This is a genomic window from Flavobacterium supellecticarium (assembly GCF_004801375.1).
Classification (GTDB): domain Bacteria; phylum Bacteroidota; class Bacteroidia; order Flavobacteriales; family Flavobacteriaceae; genus Flavobacterium; species Flavobacterium supellecticarium.
In genome coordinates this window covers 22,746-42,367 of record NZ_SSNZ01000003.1, presented here as the reverse complement: position 1 = coordinate 42,367, position 19,622 = coordinate 22,746, and the positions used below count along the sequence as shown (strand labels likewise).

General features: G+C 40.2%; 14 protein-coding genes. 8 read left to right on the top strand and 6 right to left on the bottom strand.

The window, feature by feature from the left end; all coding sequences use genetic code 11:
- Positions 1–94: 94 nt before the first annotated feature.
- The 3 genes from E6C50_RS09350 to E6C50_RS09340 all read left to right on the top strand — a co-directional run bounded on the left by E6C50_RS09350 (position 95) and on the right by E6C50_RS09340 (position 5,085).
- Complete coding sequence (locus E6C50_RS09350; RefSeq protein ID WP_136402972.1) at positions 95–1,864, top strand: tetratricopeptide repeat-containing sensor histidine kinase; 1,770 nt, start codon at positions 95–97, stop codon at positions 1,862–1,864.
- A complete protein-coding gene (locus tag E6C50_RS09345) occupies positions 1,861–3,630 on the top strand; it encodes a tetratricopeptide repeat-containing sensor histidine kinase (protein WP_136402971.1) in 1,770 nt (589 codons plus the stop codon). Before E6C50_RS09350 ends, E6C50_RS09345 begins: the two co-directional genes overlap by 4 nt.
- 522 nt (positions 3,631–4,152) lie before the next feature.
- Positions 4,153–5,085 carry a hypothetical protein gene (locus E6C50_RS09340; protein ID WP_136402970.1) on the top strand — a complete coding sequence of 311 codons (933 nt, stop codon included), beginning with the start codon at positions 4,153–4,155 and terminating at the stop codon, positions 5,083–5,085.
- A 68-nt stretch (positions 5,086–5,153) separates the two neighbouring features.
- On the opposite strand, the gene E6C50_RS09335 is transcribed toward E6C50_RS09340, so the two are convergent.
- Positions 5,154–5,390: a hypothetical protein gene (locus E6C50_RS09335; protein WP_136402969.1), complete on the bottom strand. Its 237-nt coding sequence runs from the start codon at positions 5,388–5,390 to the stop codon at positions 5,154–5,156.
- A 42-nt stretch (positions 5,391–5,432) separates the two neighbouring features.
- Positions 5,433–6,866 (bottom strand): hypothetical protein, encoded by a 1,434-nt coding sequence (locus tag E6C50_RS09330; RefSeq protein ID WP_136402968.1) that lies wholly within the window; start codon positions 6,864–6,866, stop codon positions 5,433–5,435.
- 338 nt (positions 6,867–7,204) lie between these two features.
- On the opposite strand from E6C50_RS09330, the gene E6C50_RS09325 reads away from it, so the two are divergent.
- The 5 genes from E6C50_RS09325 to E6C50_RS09305 all read left to right on the top strand — a co-directional run bounded on the left by E6C50_RS09325 (position 7,205) and on the right by E6C50_RS09305 (position 13,482).
- Complete coding sequence (locus E6C50_RS09325) at positions 7,205–9,352, top strand: tetratricopeptide repeat-containing sensor histidine kinase (RefSeq protein ID WP_136402967.1); 2,148 nt, start codon at positions 7,205–7,207, stop codon at positions 9,350–9,352.
- 6 nt (positions 9,353–9,358) lie between these two features.
- Entirely contained in the window at positions 9,359–10,114 is a 756-nt protein-coding gene (locus tag E6C50_RS09320) for a LytR/AlgR family response regulator transcription factor (RefSeq protein WP_136402966.1), read from the top strand.
- A gap of 151 nt (positions 10,115–10,265) precedes the next feature.
- Complete coding sequence (locus E6C50_RS09315) at positions 10,266–11,411, top strand: hypothetical protein (protein WP_136402965.1); 1,146 nt, start codon at positions 10,266–10,268, stop codon at positions 11,409–11,411.
- Between the two features lie 118 nt (positions 11,412–11,529).
- Entirely contained in the window at positions 11,530–12,696 is a 1,167-nt protein-coding gene (locus E6C50_RS09310; protein ID WP_136402964.1) for a hypothetical protein, read from the top strand.
- Positions 12,697–12,711: 15 nt separating this feature from the next.
- Positions 12,712–13,482 carry a T9SS type A sorting domain-containing protein gene (locus E6C50_RS09305; RefSeq protein WP_136402963.1) on the top strand — a complete coding sequence of 257 codons (771 nt, stop codon included), beginning with the start codon at positions 12,712–12,714 and terminating at the stop codon, positions 13,480–13,482.
- Between the two features lie 68 nt (positions 13,483–13,550).
- Here the strand turns inward: E6C50_RS09305 and E6C50_RS09300 are convergent, their stop codons facing one another.
- The 4 genes from E6C50_RS09300 to E6C50_RS09285 all read right to left on the bottom strand — a co-directional run bounded on the left by E6C50_RS09300 (position 13,551) and on the right by E6C50_RS09285 (position 19,617).
- Positions 13,551–13,940 carry a hypothetical protein gene (locus tag E6C50_RS09300; protein ID WP_136402962.1) on the bottom strand — a complete coding sequence of 130 codons (390 nt, stop codon included), beginning with the start codon at positions 13,938–13,940 and terminating at the stop codon, positions 13,551–13,553.
- A 3-nt stretch (positions 13,941–13,943) separates the two neighbouring features.
- Positions 13,944–15,476, bottom strand: coding sequence for a hypothetical protein (locus E6C50_RS09295; RefSeq protein ID WP_136402961.1), 1,533 nt, complete (start codon positions 15,474–15,476; stop codon positions 13,944–13,946).
- A 17-nt stretch (positions 15,477–15,493) separates the two neighbouring features.
- Positions 15,494–17,932: an ankyrin repeat domain-containing protein gene (locus tag E6C50_RS09290; RefSeq protein ID WP_136402960.1), complete on the bottom strand. Its 2,439-nt coding sequence runs from the start codon at positions 17,930–17,932 to the stop codon at positions 15,494–15,496.
- 101 nt (positions 17,933–18,033) lie between these two features.
- Entirely contained in the window at positions 18,034–19,617 is a 1,584-nt protein-coding gene (locus tag E6C50_RS09285; protein ID WP_136402959.1) for a hypothetical protein, read from the bottom strand.
- Between the last annotated feature and the right edge of the window lie 5 nt (positions 19,618–19,622).

Sequence of the window (19,622 nt, the reverse complement as noted above, 5' to 3'; positions counted from 1 at the left end):
GCATTGTTATAGCCGGGTAATGCTACCTAATAACAGTATTACCCGGCTATAGTTTTAATTGCAAGAGCTGTAAAAACCCGAAGCGCCGGAAATAATGAAAAACCTTAAAATCAAATGGGTATATATATTTTACTGCATTCTTTTCGATGCGGCCGGTCTCCTTTATGCCCAGAATTATAAACACATCGACTCACTACAATATGTGGCCGATACCTACAACAGAGCCGGACAGAACTACAAAGCTGCCGTTGCGCAAATGGATGTAGATGTCGCCTTTATGGTAGCCGACAGGCCACTTCGGGACAGGTCGGCCTATCGCACCGCACAAGCCTATGTCAGATCCCGGCAATATGACGAAGCCTTTTATCAGGTTACCAGAGCATTTGAAGGAATGTGCCTGTCTAACGACTCCATAGGTATTGCCTATTGCTACAGCGTAATGGGTCAGATCTTCGGATTAAAAAAAGATTACACCAAAGCAGCCGGTTATCACCATAAAGCACTAAATATTCTCAAAAGAAACACGCATCAAAAAGAAAACACGGCTACGGCCAAGGTACTTTATGCCGATTTTTTTATCCACCAGAAGAAATATGCCGAAGCATTACAAGCACTATCTGAAGCGCTTGCCGTAACGACCGGCACCGGTTTTTATAATGCTAAAGCCTACATAATGGACCAACTGGGCTTTTGCCATGCCATGCTCGGCAATTCCCAAAAGGCAAAACAGTATTACCGCGCGGCATTGGCCCATGAAAAAACAAATCGATATGTCGATATCCGGATGCGCATTTTAAAGCATTTGGGAGAATGCTATCTTTCCGGTAACGACATTCCAAAAGCGAAGTCTTTTTTGGAGCAATGCATTGCGTTAAAACCCTTAGACGAGGAAAGCGAAGATTATGTTCTGGCCAACCGGCTATTGGCAGAATTATATGAAAAACAAAGCAACTACGAACAGGCGTATCGTTACCGAATAGAAGCGGTACAAGCCAAAACGGGATTGATGAGTGAGGCAATGCTTACCAATACCGAAGCCCGTTCGGTAAAATTCGATACCGAACAGCTGGCACTGCAAAACAGCCTTCTTCAGGCTACCTCCGAAACACAAAAAATTGAAGCACAACAGGCGAATGCCAAAAAGAACGTATTCCTGTTCGGTTTTATATTTACCATTCTCGTGTTGATCACTCTTCTGATATTTTTATATTTTTACTTCAGACAGAAAAGAGCCATCGCGGCCAACAGAAACAACGAACTGAAACAGCAATTACTGCTTACCCAAATGAATCCGCATTTTATCTTCAACTCAGTCGATACCATACAAAACCTTATTTACGAAGATAAAAATGACGAAGCTGTTGCTTATCTCTCGAAATTTTCACAACTTACCCTTCAGATACTGGAAAACTCTTCGCTACAATACATCAGTCTCAAAGAAGAAATCAACATGACGGTGAACTACCTGGCGATACAACAACTGCTTTATAATAATTTCGATTATAACATCATCGCAGAAGACGGGATTGATACCGAAACAACCTTCATTCCTCCGATGCTCACGCAGCCATTTATCGAAAATGCTGTAAAACACGGAATCGCCGGAAAAAAATCAGACGGCAGCATACAAATCCGATTCTATAAAAAGCGCAACAAGCTTTATTTTGAAGTAACAGATAACGGAAAAGGCCTTAGCGGAAAAACAAGAGAAGGTCACCGGTCTATGGCTACAAAAATTACATCCGAAAGGCTCAATGCCACACAGGAGACGATTGAAATCGCCAACATCATTGATAACGGCATTGTAAAAGGCACCGTTAGCCGTTTTGCGATTCCATACAAAATAAAGAACAACCCTGCATGAAGCAATTCTGTATTGTATACTTCGTTTCCTGTTTCCTGTTGTTTTTACCGCAGCCAGTGATTGGACAACATAATAACGGGAAAACTTCGCCCGAAATGCAGGTCGACATTCTGAATCGTTTGGGAACGACCTACAATGAAAAAGGAAATTTTGAAAAAGCCGAATCGCTGTTTCAGAAAGCCATAGCCCTTAGCCGAATGCACAAGTTCGCCAAAAAACTAGGCCAGAGTCTGTATAACCTTTCATCACTGTATACCGAAACCGCTAATTACGAAACCGCGATAAAACTTGGTGAAGAATGTGTGGAAGTCCTCCAAAAACAAGACGATAAGGAGACCGTTGCCAAAAGTCTGATGAACCTTGAAACATGTTGGCGAAAGCGTGGAATGTTAATCAACGTGATGATCTATGCCGACAGTGCTGTAAAAGCTTTAAGAGCATTAAAAAAAGATACCCTACTGGAACTGGCGCTTTGGCGACAAGGAGAAGTATACCGAAAAATAAATACCGCGCGGGCTATACCCATGCTAAAAGAAGCGTTGGTTTTGGCACAAAGAATACCGGAATTGTACAACCTGGATAACATTTACAATTCGTTGGGGCAATGCTATATCGAACCCTATACTACAGTATATGACACCAAAATTGCCGAACACTATTTCCGGATGGCTTTGCAGGCTGCGTTACAGTATGACAAAGTGGATGTGAACGATAACCGTATCCAATACGGAAACATATGTACCGTTAACAAAAAGTACAAAGAAGCAGAACATCAATTAAAGCTCGTGTACCGCGATGCCTTAGCCGCCAATAACAACGACCAGCTTTCGGTAGCTGCCTTTTGCCTTGGTGAGCTGTATTTTGCGATGAACCGTTTTCAAACCGCTTCCCGTTATCTGAAGGAACACGAATTGCTTGAAGAACAGTACGATGCCGCGCAGAAAAAAATTACGACCGATAAGATGGCCTTTAACTTTAAAACCGGAAGAGTCGAAACGCTAAACAAGCTGCTTAAACAGCAGCGCGAACTACAACGGGTAAAACAGGAACAAGTAAGCTTCCGCAATAACGTAAAAATAGGCATTTCGGTAGCTGTAACGCTTTTTCTGGTTACCGTTACATTGGTATTGTACCGGTTTAACAAAAGGAAAAATCTACTGCTATCCCAAAAGAGTGCTACGTTACGCCAGCAATTACTACTCACACAAATGAGTCCCCATTTTATAACGTCATCGATCGCGAGCATACAAAACCTCATCCGGGAAGACAAGCCGGATATAGCTGCCTCCTATCTTTCCAAATTCACCCGTCTGACCCGACAGATACTGGAAAGCAGTACGGGCGATTCTATTTCGCTGGATGAAGAGATCGCCATGATAACCAACTATCTCACGGTTCAGCAGTTGCTTTATCCCGGCGGCTTTAATTTTACGGTTGATGACGACGGTATGGATACCGAGGCCATTTACCTTCCACCAATGCTCACGCAGCCGTTGCTTAGCAATGCCATAAAAAGAATAACAGGTTCCAACCAACATTCGATTGCCGTACAATTACTGTTAAAAGACAACAAGCTATTGATTTGCGTAAGCGACTCCGGCGGACCGTTACAACCCGGTGAGCAACAACGTATTTTGGAATCGCGGGATATAAGCATAACCGCAGAAAGGCTTGGGGCTCCGGTAACCGTAAAAAATATAACCCTCGAAGATGGCACGGTCAGTGTAATGACACAGTTGGAAATACAGTACGTTACCGATGACTAACAGGACGCTTTTAGTACAATCGCCTACGAACTTTCAACAAACAACTACGAATAATCATTTACAAATACAGACATCTTATTAAGTCGTAATTTGCACACTATAACGGGATATCGAAACCATAGACGCCACCCTTATAAAAGAGTTTAGAGTCTAAAAGTTTACGATTTCAGGGAATAGAATCCGATACAAAAAGTAACAGTTGTCGGAACGATTCGAAACCGAAAAATTTATCATACACTATGGATTGCTATAATATCCCGCTATACCTCACATTTTTAAATTACGAATTCTTTATTAAATTAAGAAATTAGCGATAACTTTTTTATCACGGTATTGTAGAAATAATTTTTATTGTTATTTTAGCTTGTTATGTTCCATAAAGGCACAGTACTTATACCAATTAAAAATAAAGCAATCCAGCTTCTTAAATAAAGGTCGGTATAAAGCGTAAACAGACCGCTGATTATTCAGAAAATTTAAAGATTCAGATAACGGAAAAGAAATTAAACTTGATAAATAATTATGGGATTTTTTGACAAAATTAAAAGCATGGTGGGTGTTACCGGCGTAAAACTGGAATATAAATGGGTAGAGACCCCATGGCCGTACTTCGATCCGATGATCAAAGCTACTATAAATGTAAAAGCCGGTAAAGATGCCGTGACCATTATCGGTACAAAAGGTACTTTTTATGCCAAACGTACTGTAAACGGTACGGAAGAAAAACTCGTATTGGGGACCGACATCAGCAACCCTGAAAATTGCGGTCGTACAGAACGCAACGGTGAATTCGTCCCTGTATTCCCATGTGCTTTAGAAGCCGAGGGCGATGTTTCTTTCGGATTTTTTATCAAAGATATGGACGTTCCTGCCGCATTGGCCGAATGGGGTGGCCAAACGCCAGCCAGTGCCAAAGCCAATGGTATCACCTTTTTTATTGAAGGAGAAGTGGATGTGAAGGAAACATTGGATTTATTCGACCCTACCCTTACCCAGGAAATAGAGGTCTATCATAACGAACCCAAACAGCAATTGGAATACGAGGAAGAAGACACCCCTGGCGATAGTATTTATAATAACGTCATCGCATTAGAAGGCGAAGATGAAGAAATTGAGTTTACGCCGGAGCGACGAAAACTGATTCTTTCGGATGACTACGAAGTGGAATTTTCGTTGGATGGTATGGAAGTACTTGCCTTATACAGCCTGGGCCAAATGCATGGAAAAGTGGTGCGTATAAAAGACATTATTTTTGACGAACCCCGACGTGGCGTATTTATGATTAACCATATTAACGGACACCGGGATCTTGATTTCAGTAATCCGGATCATTGGAGAGCCGTTACCGTGGATTCGCTTTCCATTAGCTTCTCCTATCCAAACGAATGGGGATCTTCGACTACTAAATACGAAAGCCTTTTTCATATCAAGAATATTGCCTTACTAAAACAGTAATACAATTACCGAAAAACGCCCGTTATATACGGGCGTTTTTTTTATAAAATCAGAATTAACAAAGGAGGCTATTCGGTATCAATTAATTTTCCCAGCTGCTCTGCCAGGTCATCAGTACCGTCATTAGTATTTGTGATCAGCCATTTATCACCGTCAAATTTAGAAATCATAATACGCCTTCCATCACTCAATTGAAAGGTATAATAAATAAAATTGGTTGTTTTATCGACATTTCCGAAAATTTTCGCCTTATGGATTTCGCCTCCAATGGTGACATCTGTTATAAATAAAGGTTCCTGTTGCATATGTGCATTGTATTATAGCTCAATTTTGTTTGTTAAAGATTGTTATACGTACGAAACCGGTATGGTATTCAACGACCCGTCTGCTTCAAATGCTTGGATCATGTTCATACGGGTAGCCGTTTTTACTGCTTCATCCGAATTCAAAAGTTTATCTTTAGTAAACCATTCTTTTCCGAACGGCTTTACGCTGATCAATGCAACATCTTCAATATTCAAACGGATGTGTTTCGGAAGGTTTTTCGATCCAAGGGTCAACAACGTACCAAAAGGTTTCTTGCCATCATACTGCGTTTTATTAAAGAAGGTATCCGCCTTATCATTGGAATCATTATCCCGGATCACCCAGGTCTCCACATCGGCATCACCGAATTGTAGTGTAAGCGATTCAAATTTTTCAATCAACTCCTTAAACTTGCCATGCCCCAAAGCCACTTGTGTTACACTGTTGAGTAAAGCCAGCGCATAATGATCCCTTACTTTATAGAACGGTACAATACTGTCAAATTCCAGATAGTACTCCGCTCCTGTCCCATTGTAAAGCAATTCCTTATCCTCGCGCTCGTCAGCATAAATATCCGAAAGACCGTCGGTGATTACAATCGTTGTATTATTGGTATAAATCACACGAAATTTTGCGGCTATCGTTCCCGAAGTATAGCCTGGCCAGTTGTGATCCCGGAAACCACCAATATTCAGATACAATATTTCATCATGCAAGGTACCTAACGAATTAAAAAAAGCATGACGCAGGCGTATCGCCTCAGCAGTTGCTTCTTTTCTTCTGGCAAAGGCCGGGTCTAAATCCACAGAAGCATCTTCTATAGGATGAAGACCATGTTCGGGGAATGCCGGCTCGGTTTGTACTGTAAGTTTGTCGTCCTCCAAATGAAACCAGATACGCTGTAGTTGTTCATCAAGAGCCGTATTCAACAAATCAAGGCCTAGTCCATAAAAAGAATCACTAGAAAACGTCTTGTTTTCAAACACAACGCTATAGTTCCCTGTAATATTAATCTCGTCAGCCTGTTCTACAAAATCCCCCATACCCGTAGCTTTTTTAAAAGCGCCCTGATCGGTAACTCTCATCGTCTCTTCAAGAAGTTCTTCTTTGATATCCGAAATAAGCTCGGCCACGCCATATATCTGCATCGCTACCGGCTGATCTTTAACAAAAGTAAACCGCACCTTCGTATTTCCGGGCAGGTCGCTATAAAGATCCCAAAGGTCGGCACTGCCACGCAACGCATCTATTTTATCGCCTAATTCGCGTAATTCTTTATTTAACTTCTTTCTTTCTTTTTCAGAAAGCTTTGTGCTATGATTGTATTTTATACCGTCTTTGGTATAATATATAGCACTGCTTTGAGCGCCGTAGGTACTTTTGGTAACATCTTTATGATACGATTTACCGGTTTCAAGATAGGGACTATAGGCTTCGCCTATGGTGCGCATCAGTTCGTGTTTTTTGGCATCCATTATAAAGGGATATAAGATTAAGGTTATAAGTATATACGTTAAAGATAAAGTTTAATCTTACAATAAAAAGGGCAAATGAAAATTTGTAGCCATTTATAACAATTTAGTTGCATCACAATGAAAATTCGTAGTGTTACATTCTTTTTTTCACAAGAGTTAACAACAAAAAAATGAATCTGTTTTTATTGAAATTAACATCTCGAAAACAGTATAATTATTTAAAATTTTACGTACAAACACGTAACAGTAAAGCAGTGAATTTGGTACTTTATTTCTAAAAAAGTTATTTTTTTATTACTTACATTTAACGTCGAATTTATAACCTCCAAAATTCCACTATGTTTAAAACTACCTGGCTTGGCATTGTAATTGTATTTTTCTTCATTTCTTCGGCTGGTTATGCTCAGGATAAGACAATTGAGTCCATAAATAAAATTCTCGCCAATCCCAAAATCAGTGATACGGTACGAATAAATACGATTCTTGATGGAATGGATAACTCGGTTACGTGGAGCAAACAGCACATTGCTTATTACAATCAATTACCCCCTATTTTTTCAAAAGGATTAAAATTGACCAATCTCAATCCGAAGGTAAAGTTAAAATATCTGGATGCCGCCGGAGTATATTACTACAACGTCGCCAAAAAAGGAATCTTAGATGGTGATACTAAAGCGCCGGAGCATTTTGATCTGGCTATAAAATATTGGAAAGAAACAAAAGATTATAAAACCATGGCCATGGCCATAGTTGGTAAAGGTGTCTACTATCGTAAAATAGCCGATTGGCCCAAAACATTTGAAAACTTTTTTAGTGCGCTTAAGTACTATGAAAGTCTCAAAAGTAAAATGGAAATATCTCAAGTTGAAATGGAAATCGGAACAACCTGTCTGGCACAAAGAGATTGGGAAAAAGCAATTGTTTACTTAAAAAAATCCCTGACTTATTATGATGTCCCGGCCTCACAATTGAGTATCGGTGACCGACATGACATTGCTGTTCTCAACAACAATTTAGGTGTTGCCTACACGCAACTAAAAAAATTATCGGAAGCTCATAATAGCTATCTTAAAGCCTATGAGGTCATAAAATCGAACAATGATCCACAATCAGAATCACTGATATTGGTACAGCTGGCCAATTCCAGTAATGACATGGGAGATAGTGCTCAGGCACAAATCTATCTGGATCAGGCATTTGCTTTATGCAAAGATGACCTTTCCAGACAAGGCGTATATGCGAGTGCCGCCAGAATCTATAACAAATCAAAAAAATATACCAAAGCAGCTGAATACGCTGAAATGTCTTATGCTTTGGCTGTAAAATTAAAAAATATTGACGTCAGAACCGCTATGAGTAACTTATTGTATCGGGCCTACAAACAAAGCGGACAATATGATAAGGCTCTTAAAATGTACGAAGCCTGGATCGTTCTAAAAGATTCCAGCAATACGGAAGCCTCAAAAAATCAGTTGGCACAACAACAGCTAAAATATGATTTTGAAAGAAAAGAACTGCAGCAAAAAATCCTGCAACAACAGAAATTAACCGCTGTTAAATTAGAACAACAAAATAAATTAGCGGCCATCAAGCTGGAAAACGAAAAGAAATCGGCACAGGAAACCTCCCGAAATAAATTGGCACAACAAAAGCTGAAATACGATTTTGAGAAAAAAACATTGAACCAGAAGTTAGTTCAGGGCAAAAAAGTAGCCGCTATTAAACTCGAAGGCGAAAAGAAAACGGCTATTAAAAACAACTGGCTCATTGGACTTTCGGGAGCGCTTTTATTGTTCCTTTTGGGTGGTTATTTTTACTATCGAAATACCAAACAAAAACAAGCGATTACGATACTCGAAAAAGACCAGATCAAACAGAAACTATTGGTTACACAAATGAATCCGCATTTTATTTTTAATTCTATCGATAACATTCAGGGATTAATTCAGGATAAACAAGACAAAGAAGCTGTCGATTATCTGAGTAAATTTTCAAAACTGACACGTCAGATTCTGGAAAACTCCAACGAAAACTATATTTCATTGGCGGAAGAAGTCGAAATGACACAAAATTACCTGGCCATTCAGCAACTTTTATACAACAATAAATTCAGCTATACCATTTCTATCGAAGACGCAATTGATTCGGAAACCATCTTTTTACCGCCAATGCTAACGCAACCGTTTATCGAAAATGCGATCAAGCACGGTTTAAGCAACAAATCGGAAGAGGGTATGATCACCATTCATTTTTATCTGAAGGAATCCAAATTATTCTTTGAAGTCACCGATAACGGAAAAGGATTTGAAACCGACAAAAAAACAACTAATCACAAATCATTGGCGATGACCATTACCAAAGAACGTTTGATTGGCTATACCAAAAATCAGGATTTTCTGGTGCAAACCGATAATATCCTGGATCAGCATACCAATATAGTGGGTGCTAAAGTTTTCTTTGAAATCCCTTACATTTACGAAAATTAATTACCTATGTTAAAAGCTATTGTCATTGACGATATTGAAACCATCCGAAAGAAAAATATCGCCACCATAAAATCAAACTGTCCCAATATTGCTATTATTGGCCAGGCCGATTCGGTAACATCAGGAGTAAGCCTTATCAAACAATTGGCGCCGGATATTGTTTTTCTCGATGTGGAAATGCCCGACGGAACCGGTTTTGATTTGCTTCAAAAGCTACAACCTATTAATTTTAAAGTAATATTCATTACAGGTTACGAAGACTTTGCCATCCGGGCTTTTCGTTTTTCAGCTATTGATTACCTGCTAAAACCTTTGGATTCGGCCGATTTGGTGGAAGCCGTTAAAAAAGCGGAAGAATCGATTAGCAAGGAAGTTTTTGACATAAAGCTCAACAACTTATTTAGCAATCTGGAAAGACCCAAAAATCTACAAAAATTGGTTCTTAAAACAGCCGATCGTATTTATTCGGTCAATATTCAGGATATCGTGCATTGCGAATCGGATAAAAATTACACTACTTTTAATTTTATTAATGCACCAAAGCTTATTGTTTCGACCAATCTGAAAGAATACGAAACGATGCTGGCACCCCATAATTTCTTCAGAACCCACCAATCGCATCTGATCAATATGGCCTATTTCGACCATTATATTAAATCGGATGGCGGTAATACGGTTGTTATGAAAAACAAGACTTCCATTCCCCTTTCCGTACGAAAAAAAGAGGAGTTTCTGGTTTTGCTAGAAAACCTTCATGTATAAATAGTACTAAAACGAATTTTCGTCCAATTTCTACGAATATCTTCCAAAAGCAAACAGATATTCATTCGTCAAAATTCTCATTTTTCTTTGATTTATTATTGCATCGTAATTCCGAATTAAGGTCTTGCATTCAACCAATAATCAGAAAAAAATGAAACAAAAATTAGTAATCATTGGACTATTGCTTGGTTCGATTACCAGCTCCAATGCGCAGCTTTTAGGCAAAATCCGAAATACTGCAAATCAGGCGAATAATGCCGTAGAAACTGCAAAAAAAGCCGAAGAAGTTGTTAATACAGGTGAAAAAGTTGCCAAAAAGGTAAAAAATAAAGGCGGTGCTTCCAGCGGAACTTCTTCCTTAAAACTGGACTGGAATATGTACAAACAGACACCGGCCGTTACTTTTAATTCCTTATTGTACGGAACATCAATAGGAACAGGTGGTCTAACCCGATTTTCAGGATATACGGCTACTTTTGTACCCAACAAAACAACTAGTGGCGCTACCGTAAACACCGTTCATGACCAGGCCGAATTTCTAAAAATTAAAGTGTATAAAGGGGATCAATATATCACCTACTTCGAATATGACGGATTCCAACAATTTGACGATGGTAAAAAAATAAAATACAATACTCCTGACAGCCGATACAAGCGCGATGGCGAATGGGTTGGTGGAACTGAAATTGATGTACAAAAATGGGGTACGGGTGACTACCGACTTGATTTTATCGCGGGTGATAAAATGTTCTATTCGTTTAATTTCGAAATTCAAAAACTGACCAACTCTGACCCTTACGCTACGATGAACGAAATGTACGTAACCCGTGGTCCGTGGAATGATTATGCCTATATGAATTATGATGAATCCGGTAATCTGGTTTTCGGATATTATCTTAACCATGAAGAATTCAAACCCGATCCGGCCAATAGCCGAAAAACCAATAAAAGTGTAAAATGGAGCGTAAAAGTTCTAAAAGACAACAAGCCATTTGCACAACAATACGGAACGGGAGCACCAAATGTAGCTCAGGTAGAACAGGCCAAATGGAATGAATACCGATGTGCTTTAAAACTGGTAGACAAACCGGGAGAATTCAAATTTGCCAACCTTACGGACGGTGCTTATAAAGTGGAACTATCCATTGAAGGGGAAGCAAAACCGAGAAAATATAGCTTTGCTGTAAAAGACAAAAGAATCGTACAAAGTCCGGAGCAGGACAGAACTAAAAATACCGATCCAACAAGACTGATTGAAGGTTGGAACGATTATTTCTGGATGAAACTGGAAAAATAAAAACAGTACTCTTTACCATTATTTTTTTACCCTTCATTTGAATCCCGTGAAAAAATAATGGTACTCTTTTTACAAACCGATTATCCTTCAACTAAAATTCAATTCCTAAAAAAGCGCAATGAAAAAAATAGTACTTTTTAGTGCCATCGCCAGTCTGTTTACGACAATAACCTCTGCTGCCGATTTATATGTTCGGGAAAACGGAGCGAATGGTGCTTATGCAACCGTGAGTGCCGCTATTACAGCCGCAACAAACGGAGACCGAATCATTATCAAACCCAAAACTGCAAATGCCGCTTATGTTGAAAACATAACGATCAATAAGTCGTTGACTTTTGTTTCGGAAACCAATTATCAGAAATACAAATTACAGGGAACTGTTGTCATAACGCCACTGGCAGGAAGAGTCGTTACCCTTCACAATGCCATTGCCAATAGTATTACGATTTCCGGCGCCACAACCGGAGGCCGAACCACTTTAAATATTTTCAATTCTACTTTAAGTTTCTTAGATGCCGGTCAGGTCAATGCGACGGCCAATATTTCCGGATGTACGGTAGATAGTGAAACAATTATATCGCATGGGAGATGCACTGGTAATACTTTGGGTTCGCTGTTTGTAACCCATACGGACGACACCAGTTTGGCTACAGATGGTGTAGACATTATCGCTAATCTTGTGAGTTATGGCATTACCAATTACCAAAGAAACTATACATTTAAAATTCTAAACAACTTCCTTCCGCAAAGTTCCATCAGTATTTGGGGTGTAAAAAACGGAAGTACCAATGAAATCGCCAATAATGTTGCCGATACACAAACCAACGGCGGAGGTCAATATGGGGAATGTATTACAATCAATCTGTCCACTGGAAATACCGGAACTATTTCGATATACAATAATGTATTGGCACTTGGCGGTGATTTTCTGATCTATAATTACAACACCAATGCAACGGTATCGGCCTATTACAACATGTCGCAAAGATCTTTTGCTTTAAACAATGTTACCAATCAGGGATCAAATACTTCGGGAAATTTCACCATCAATGCCAACAATCAAAGTGTTAGCGGTGCCAATGTAAATGCAGGTTCACCGGCAGTAGAATACACCGATTTGGATTTGACCCGAAATGATGCCGGAAACGGAGGCGGTTCCAACAGTTGGAGTAATTACTGGCCAGCAGACGCAGGTAACAGAGCGCAAATAAATTATTTAAACGTACCGAGAAAAATCACAACCGGTACGCCATTAAATGTTTCAGGTTCTGGTTTTTCTAAATAATGTACAGGTAAAAAAATGAAAAAACGACTTTATATAGTAATCGCTTTTTTTGTAGCCAACTTTGTTCAGGGACAAGTAGCTATATCGCAAGCCGAATATTTTTGGGATACCGATCCGGGACAAGGCAACGGTATTGCAATTGCAGCCGCCGATGGCAACTTTAACAGTGCATTCGAAAAAATTGCCGCTTCGGGCATCAACCTGCCGGGTGTTGGTCTACACAAATTTAACATCCGTTTTAAAGACAACCAAAATTTATGGGGATCCACTTTTTCTAGTGTTGTTAATGTTGAAGCTTCGGTAACCGAAGGACTTGTTGAAATTGTACAAGGGGAATATTTCTGGGGAACCGATCCCGGTTATGGCAACGGAACACCTATTGTAGCCGTTGACGGAAATTTCAACAGTGCCTATGAAAAATTCCTTTCCAATGGTGTACCGGTTCCAAGTACCGTTGGGCTGTATGTTTTTAATATCCGTTTAAAAGACAGTCAGGGACTTTGGGGCTCGACTTTTAAAAATGTAGTGAGTGTAGAAAACGTTTTAAGCCTTAACAATCCGGCAACGGCTTCCAATTTTAACTTCTACCCGAACCCGGCTACCTCAACGGTACATTTCGATAAAGAAATAAAACAAGTAGATATATTTGACCTAAATGGGCGATTTGTTGGAACCTCCAGCCAAAGCAATTTGCTAAACATTGCTGATCTCGCTGCTGGAACTTACATTTTAAAAATAACGACTCCTGATGGTATTTCCTTTACCAAAAAAATGATTAAGCGATAACAACTCGAAACATTACGTCAAATAAAAGCCTGTAAAGTAGTACTTACAGGCTTTTTCTGTATCACAACTTAGGGTGTATCTTCGTAACGATTCATATACATTTCCCAAACGCCTTCGCAATACAGCTGATAGCGTGCCGGCTGGATTTCGCCAAACGAAAAAACAAATAGCATATGCAGGTGCGTCACATAATACAACGACAATCCGTTTTGGGAACGATACTGTACTTCTCCCGTTTCTTCCAAATGCTTAAAAAACGAGCGTACACTTGTAAATCCGGCATCCGAAATAATTTGTTCATAGGCCTCATTTTCGATTTTTCTTCTGAGTCTGGCGAATGGATTTCGTATGATTTCCGTTATCGTAAAACTACGACCGAAAAAATCGTGGCCTTCGTTGTAAAGCGATTCGCCTTCCATTCCATCGTAAAGCAGTTCGCGGGTTCTGAGTTGTTTCATATCTTAAAATTTATCAAGGCGGATACGTTTGTCCGCAGGTTTTGTATCGGTATTCGAAATTACCGATTCACAGTAATTAAACGGATCGTCTCCATATTCGGAAACGGAAACAATGTATTCCACGGTTGTATCAAAAGTGTCCGTAAGTATTGGTGCGTTGGAAATCCCGCAATCGCGTAATTTTTCAGCAACCGACGGACGCAAAACCGCTTTGGCAATTGCTGTTAGTAACAAATCGTTAATGCGCGCTTCTATGTCTTCAAAATCATCCGAACTCGACTGGATTTCAAAAAACAATTGAAATAAGCTTTTCGAAAATACCTTGAATTTCTCCGACCTACAGTTTCTATACTCCAACAAACTATAATTTTCCCAATCGGCCGGACTGTATTTTTCCTCGTCTTCAGTAGTCCTGAAGGAGACAGCCGCATAGCGTTCGTGTGGCAGGATATCGTATGAAATCCCATCCACCGATCCGGCGATTTCCGCAATAGCGCCTTTGTGTAATTCGAAAAGTTCCAGTAACCCTTCTTCGAGATCGTCCGAAACGTTTATCAGTGCTTCCGGTAGGTATTTCTCGTCTTGCAAAATTTTTGCCGGTTCGGAAAATGTATCCGATTCCCATTGGTAACGACCATAAAACGGATTATCAATTACAAACGTCTTGGTAAAAATTTTATCCTGTGTGTTTTGGGATTCGAGATAACACGTCACATCAATATGGAATTCCCTTTCATACAAACACTCACTTTCAGGTGTTTCCCGAATAATGTCCAGCAGGTTTTTCGTACCCGTATCGCAGGAACGAATAGGAACGGAAAAGGTAAAATGCATCGGTTGAATTACTTCAAAAGGAAGTTCGATTTGTTTTGCAATACTATCCTGCTGACCGAATTGATCCTTTAATTCCATCAGGAAAACCTCAAATTGCACCGCCGGATCGTAAATTGATATGACGAATTTAACCGTATCGATTGTTCTGGGTTTGTTTAGATCGAGTGCAACCTCAAGATCAAAGGTTTCCGTTGTATAGCCTTCCGGATTTCTGCGATCGAAATGATTTTTAAGCGTGATGTCGATTTCTTTCCGCGAAGCAAAATTCTCCGTTTGCACCAGATTTTCAAATTTATCAATCTTGCGTAAATTCGGAGCGTAAATAACGGTCAAATCATTGTTTCCGTAACATTCGATTTCGACTGCACTGTCAAGCCGTAATTCCGTCAATTGGTTGATATAACATTTCACGACCGTAGCTTTTGGCGCATACAATTCCGTGATTTTGTTTTCACCGCAATGCACACTTTCGGCATTTTCGAGATGTAGCGATGTCAGTTTATTTTTATTACATCCAACCGAAATCGCATTGGGCGCAATAAGCGTCTGTAGTTCGTTATTGCGACAAAAAACCTTAAGCGCATTTGTTTCCAGTGCTTTTATTTTAAGCGCACTCGATATCTGAACCGTACCGTCTTCGGTAACTGGGATATCAAATTGCCTCTCGAATATGTCGACGACTTTAGCGTAATAGTTTTCCATTTGAATCGTTTCTCGTATTAGTTTAAGGCCGCTTGAATCTCGGCGATGTACTGTTGGCATTTCTCCATCATTGGCTTGCTATTCACTTTCGTTAGATATTCGTTCAGTTCGTTGAGTTTGTGCAAACGTCTTGGTGCGCAATCCATTTCCCAAAGATCAAGCAAAGCTTGTTCTTCCCATTTAGCAATTTTTTTGCGTCGGATAAGATTATCTTCAACCAGTGTTTGGAGCGGATTGTTGTCCGTAATCGAAATCAACGCGTATCCCAGGTCATACAGAATACGCAGTTTTTGAATCTGGTTTTCGATGACCGCTTTATCATTCATCCTGAATCGTACTGTGATATTATACAAAATCTGATGCAGTTCGAAAGTTGCACCCCGTTTTAGGAAAGCCTCAAACATTTTCACCGAACCGTATTCGGCGATTTTAAATAGTGCCGGGTATTTGTGACCATTCAGCATATTGATATCGAATCCCATTTCGATCAGTTTTTCAACGGCTTCCAGGGTTCCAGCTCTTTCAAATGCGTTGTCGTAACGATAAAATGTATAAAGCGAATTCTTGTCGGCTCCGTACTGAAGCAACAAATCGATTATTGCAGTAGCATTTCTTTGTGCCTCCAAAGCATAATGCAACGCGGATCTTTCTTCGTCATTATCTTTATAATTCGGATCGGCTCCGTTTTCGAGCAAGTATTGTACAAACCAAAGCATTCCTCCGCGACAGGCGCACTGTAATGTCGATTGCGCTTCTCTCGATGAAATAACGTTTACATCGGCACCGGCTTCCACAAGACGTCGCACCATTTCATCGGTAATTTCGTTCTTGGAACGTATGGCTATTTTATGGATAAGCGGTATATTATAATTGGCCATATTAGGATTCGCTCCGGAAGCCAGCAAAAGCTTGAGCATTTCGAGATGAAACGCTTCCGGATAGTAGGCCCCTCCGGTAGCTTCAAGCATGCTGTTTCCATAATTGTCTTTTAGTGTATCCGGATGAACCCCGGTTTTGAGTATTTCGGCCAGTTTTTCAACATCTTTTTGATTTAACGCTTCAAATGCTGCTTCACTGTAATCCTGATTTTTATTTTCGTTTATTTTCGCTTCCCTTGCTGCCTTCTCAATCTCTTCTTCAAGGTTGTAAGCCGTATCAAAATTTTTATAGACGAGTTCAAATCCTTCCTCAAATTTCTTTGAAACGAACGCTTCTGCCCGAATATATTCTTCTTTATAATACCCGCCGCTGGCAATGCCACCGATGACTTTTCCTTTCGCTTCCGTACCGATTTCGCCTTCTTTTGCGATCCATCTGCCACCACCACTGATATAAAAAAAGTAATACTGTGCAGTCGTCTTGTTTTCGAGATACCAAAGCGGTGCAACGTTGAATCCCGGGATTTTAGCCCAGCTTCCTACTTCGATCGTTTTGAGCATTTCCGGTTCGGTTACGGTAATCGTCATTGTAGCTTGCTGTAATTTTTCACGCGTTTCTTCAGACATATCGTCGAAAGGTTTATAATTTTTCTCTTCCCAAAGGTCGGCGTGGATCGTCAGATTGAAATCCGATACGATATGCGATTGGATATAATGGCGTGCCAAAGCAGCATGATTACCCGCGAAATGGAACACCGAAACCACATCTTTCCATTCCGATGGCGTTTTCGAATGTTCCAGAAGTCCAAAAATGATGCTCAACGAATCAGTATGTGTTCTCGGGAAATCGATGTCGTGTCGCTCGGTACGAAACATCCTAACAGTAAGGGTATCTTCCGTTTTATCGAGCACTTTTACACCCCGGAACGAACCACGGGGACACGAAAAATAAGTGTCCCATTCCGGTTTTTGGGGTGGTGCAACTATCTGAAATGCTATCGGACGTTCGACATAACCTTTTTGGTGTTTCTTTAAGGCAAGCAAAACCGGTTTATCAAGTTTGATCTTTTCGCTGTCGATCAAGTCGTAAAGCGTTTGTCCATCCCGGTTTGGCAGATTTGGATCAGCACCTTTTTCGATCAGATGTTCAAGGTTTTCAAGCGACACATAATAGCGGCTTGCAGCGTGTTGTAACAAGGTATATCCCGATTCCGGATGCATTTGATTCAAGTCGATTCCAGCTTTGATCATAAGATAAAGAAAGCCGTCAACCCCTGTTTGTGGACTCGCAATTTCGAAAATAATTGGTTCGCGATTCGTAAACACGCTTGAAGGCACATCGGGATTCGCACCATATTCCAGAAGCAATCCGAAATTTGTATATTCTTGTCGGCTATAGGCCAGTGAAAGTACCGGAACGTTGAACTGGGTCTCAACGTAGTTTGCGTCTGCTCCCGCCACCAGTAACGCTTCCAATAATTCAAAATTGTTAAAAGCATCAAAAAGGTGTTTTCCGTCGGCTTCGAGATTGTGTTTTTTAAGAATGGATTGGGCTTCTTTAAGCGTCATTTTTCCCATAATATTTTGTCTTTGGTTGGTCGGATTGTATAAAATCTGGTAATAGTATCAGCAAAGTCCTTTTTGAAAAGCCTGTGGTAATTCCTGTGTCTCCATATATTTTATTTTCCGAAAGCGATAGCCGTTTTTAATTTCGATTCCAATTCCTTTCTTGCGATTTTTTTAAGTGTCTGTCCAAAAAGCGAATACCATAAATCCCCATCCTGATCCCAAAAGAGCTGGCTCCAACGGTACGAATTGACGTGTTCGTCCGAAAGGTCTTGTTCGGTGAAATTAAACACATAGCCTTTTTCGAAATTCACGTCGGTAAAAACCAAACGATCCATACCGGCCACAAACCAGATTCCGTTTAAAGCGTCGTCTTTTACCGCACTGTAAAACAAAACTTCGCCTGTGATTTCCTTTAGCTTTTGGCTGATCAATTTTGGTTTTTCGTCGCTTCCCAATTCGAAAACGCCGGTATCGGTTAGTAGTAATTGTCTTTCGGCAGAAAGCGCAAAAAACTTTCTTACCTGGCGGTTATTATAATAATACGGGGCGATTTCTTTTTTAAACAGACGATCCAGACTCATGTTCGTAACCGTAAATGTAGTGTCGACAATGGAAAGCAGATTTTGGGTTCCAAAGAAAATCACCGAACGGTTCGCATTCACATAAATTGTCAAACTATTCGGATTATTCGAATAGATCGAAGTTGTTAGTTTAAGCTCACTATATTTAAAACGTTTTTCCTCTGCCGATTCCTTTTTCGTCATCCAAACGCCTTTGTTATCGAGCACTACTTTCCAGAAATCGTCTTCGTAACTATTAACAATTTTGGAAGCCGATTCTGAAATCATGTTAAAGTCCGCATCGGTGATCAATAGTTTTGTATCGGTATAAAAGCGATACCCTTCGGCCGAACTTTCGATAAATCCGAGCTCACTATTTTTAAGGAAATTCTGCGTTTTATGCTCGGTTTTAAAATCCGACAAATCGTAATAACGCATCTCTTCCGATCGTGAGTCCGGTATAAAAACCCGATTTCTAAAGGTATCTAAATGAATATCACGGTAAACGAACGGAATTATCGCACCACTTTCGCGCGCGATAAAATTCGGCGCATAACTCCCGATTCGATTTCGCCAATAGGTACACCGATCCTGGTTTTTATCGAACGAGCCATTATACCACTTGTTTCCTCTCCAATCTACTGTAAAATGACTGTCGGCATACGATTCGCTGGTCATATTCGCATCTTTCCACCAAATTGCCGGCATGAAAAAAATCGCACTCGACGCCTGTTTCTTCTGACTCGTAATCTGGATAATCCAAAGCGGACAATCCGGAAACGGCGCGAATGGTGGCGATCCGGTGTAGTTGTATTCAAATTTATTTTTGTTGAATCCCACATAATTATGTAGCGCGAGTTCGGCTTCTTCGGTAAAAAAAGTCCCCGAAACGATACTTAGATATTGCACGGCATCACTTCCAACTTCACCGCTTTTGTCTACTCGTCCGTAAACATAATCTACAAAAAGTTCCATGCAAACCCATTCTTCAAAGTCAAAGCGCGTCAGGAATTCGTGCAGTTCTTTGGTATCTTGTCCGAAATGCCGAACATAGTCGACAATTTCCGGTGTGGATAACCTAAATTTTCCCGCGGGCGTATCGTTCCACCCGAGTTCGTAAATTTGTGTAGCCATTCTTT

What these genes read in the sequence shown, in the direction of transcription:
- E6C50_RS09350 (WP_136402972.1), top strand. Translation starts at nt 95, where the DNA reads ATGAAAAACCTTAAAATCAAATGGGTATATATATTTTACTGCATTCTT.
- E6C50_RS09340 (WP_136402970.1), top strand. Translation starts at nt 4,153, where the DNA reads ATGGGATTTTTTGACAAAATTAAAAGCATGGTGGGTGTTACCGGCGTA.
- E6C50_RS09300 (WP_136402962.1), bottom strand. Translation starts at nt 13,940, where the DNA reads ATGAAACAACTCAGAACCCGCGAACTGCTTTACGATGGAATGGAAGGC.
- E6C50_RS09330 (WP_136402968.1), bottom strand. Translation starts at nt 6,866, where the DNA reads ATGGATGCCAAAAAACACGAACTGATGCGCACCATAGGCGAAGCCTAT.
- E6C50_RS09310 (WP_136402964.1), top strand. Translation starts at nt 11,530, where the DNA reads ATGAAAAAAATAGTACTTTTTAGTGCCATCGCCAGTCTGTTTACGACA.
- E6C50_RS09305 (WP_136402963.1), top strand. Translation starts at nt 12,712, where the DNA reads ATGAAAAAACGACTTTATATAGTAATCGCTTTTTTTGTAGCCAACTTT.
- E6C50_RS09335 (WP_136402969.1), bottom strand. Translation starts at nt 5,390, where the DNA reads ATGCAACAGGAACCTTTATTTATAACAGATGTCACCATTGGAGGCGAA.
- E6C50_RS09285 (WP_136402959.1), bottom strand. Translation starts at nt 19,617, where the DNA reads ATGGCTACACAAATTTACGAACTCGGGTGGAACGATACGCCCGCGGGA.
- E6C50_RS09315 (WP_136402965.1), top strand. Translation starts at nt 10,266, where the DNA reads ATGAAACAAAAATTAGTAATCATTGGACTATTGCTTGGTTCGATTACC.
- E6C50_RS09345 (WP_136402971.1), top strand. Translation starts at nt 1,861, where the DNA reads ATGAAGCAATTCTGTATTGTATACTTCGTTTCCTGTTTCCTGTTGTTT.
- E6C50_RS09290 (WP_136402960.1), bottom strand. Translation starts at nt 17,932, where the DNA reads ATGGGAAAAATGACGCTTAAAGAAGCCCAATCCATTCTTAAAAAACAC.
- E6C50_RS09325 (WP_136402967.1), top strand. Translation starts at nt 7,205, where the DNA reads ATGTTTAAAACTACCTGGCTTGGCATTGTAATTGTATTTTTCTTCATT.
- E6C50_RS09295 (WP_136402961.1), bottom strand. Translation starts at nt 15,476, where the DNA reads ATGGAAAACTATTACGCTAAAGTCGTCGACATATTCGAGAGGCAATTT.
- E6C50_RS09320 (WP_136402966.1), top strand. Translation starts at nt 9,359, where the DNA reads ATGTTAAAAGCTATTGTCATTGACGATATTGAAACCATCCGAAAGAAA.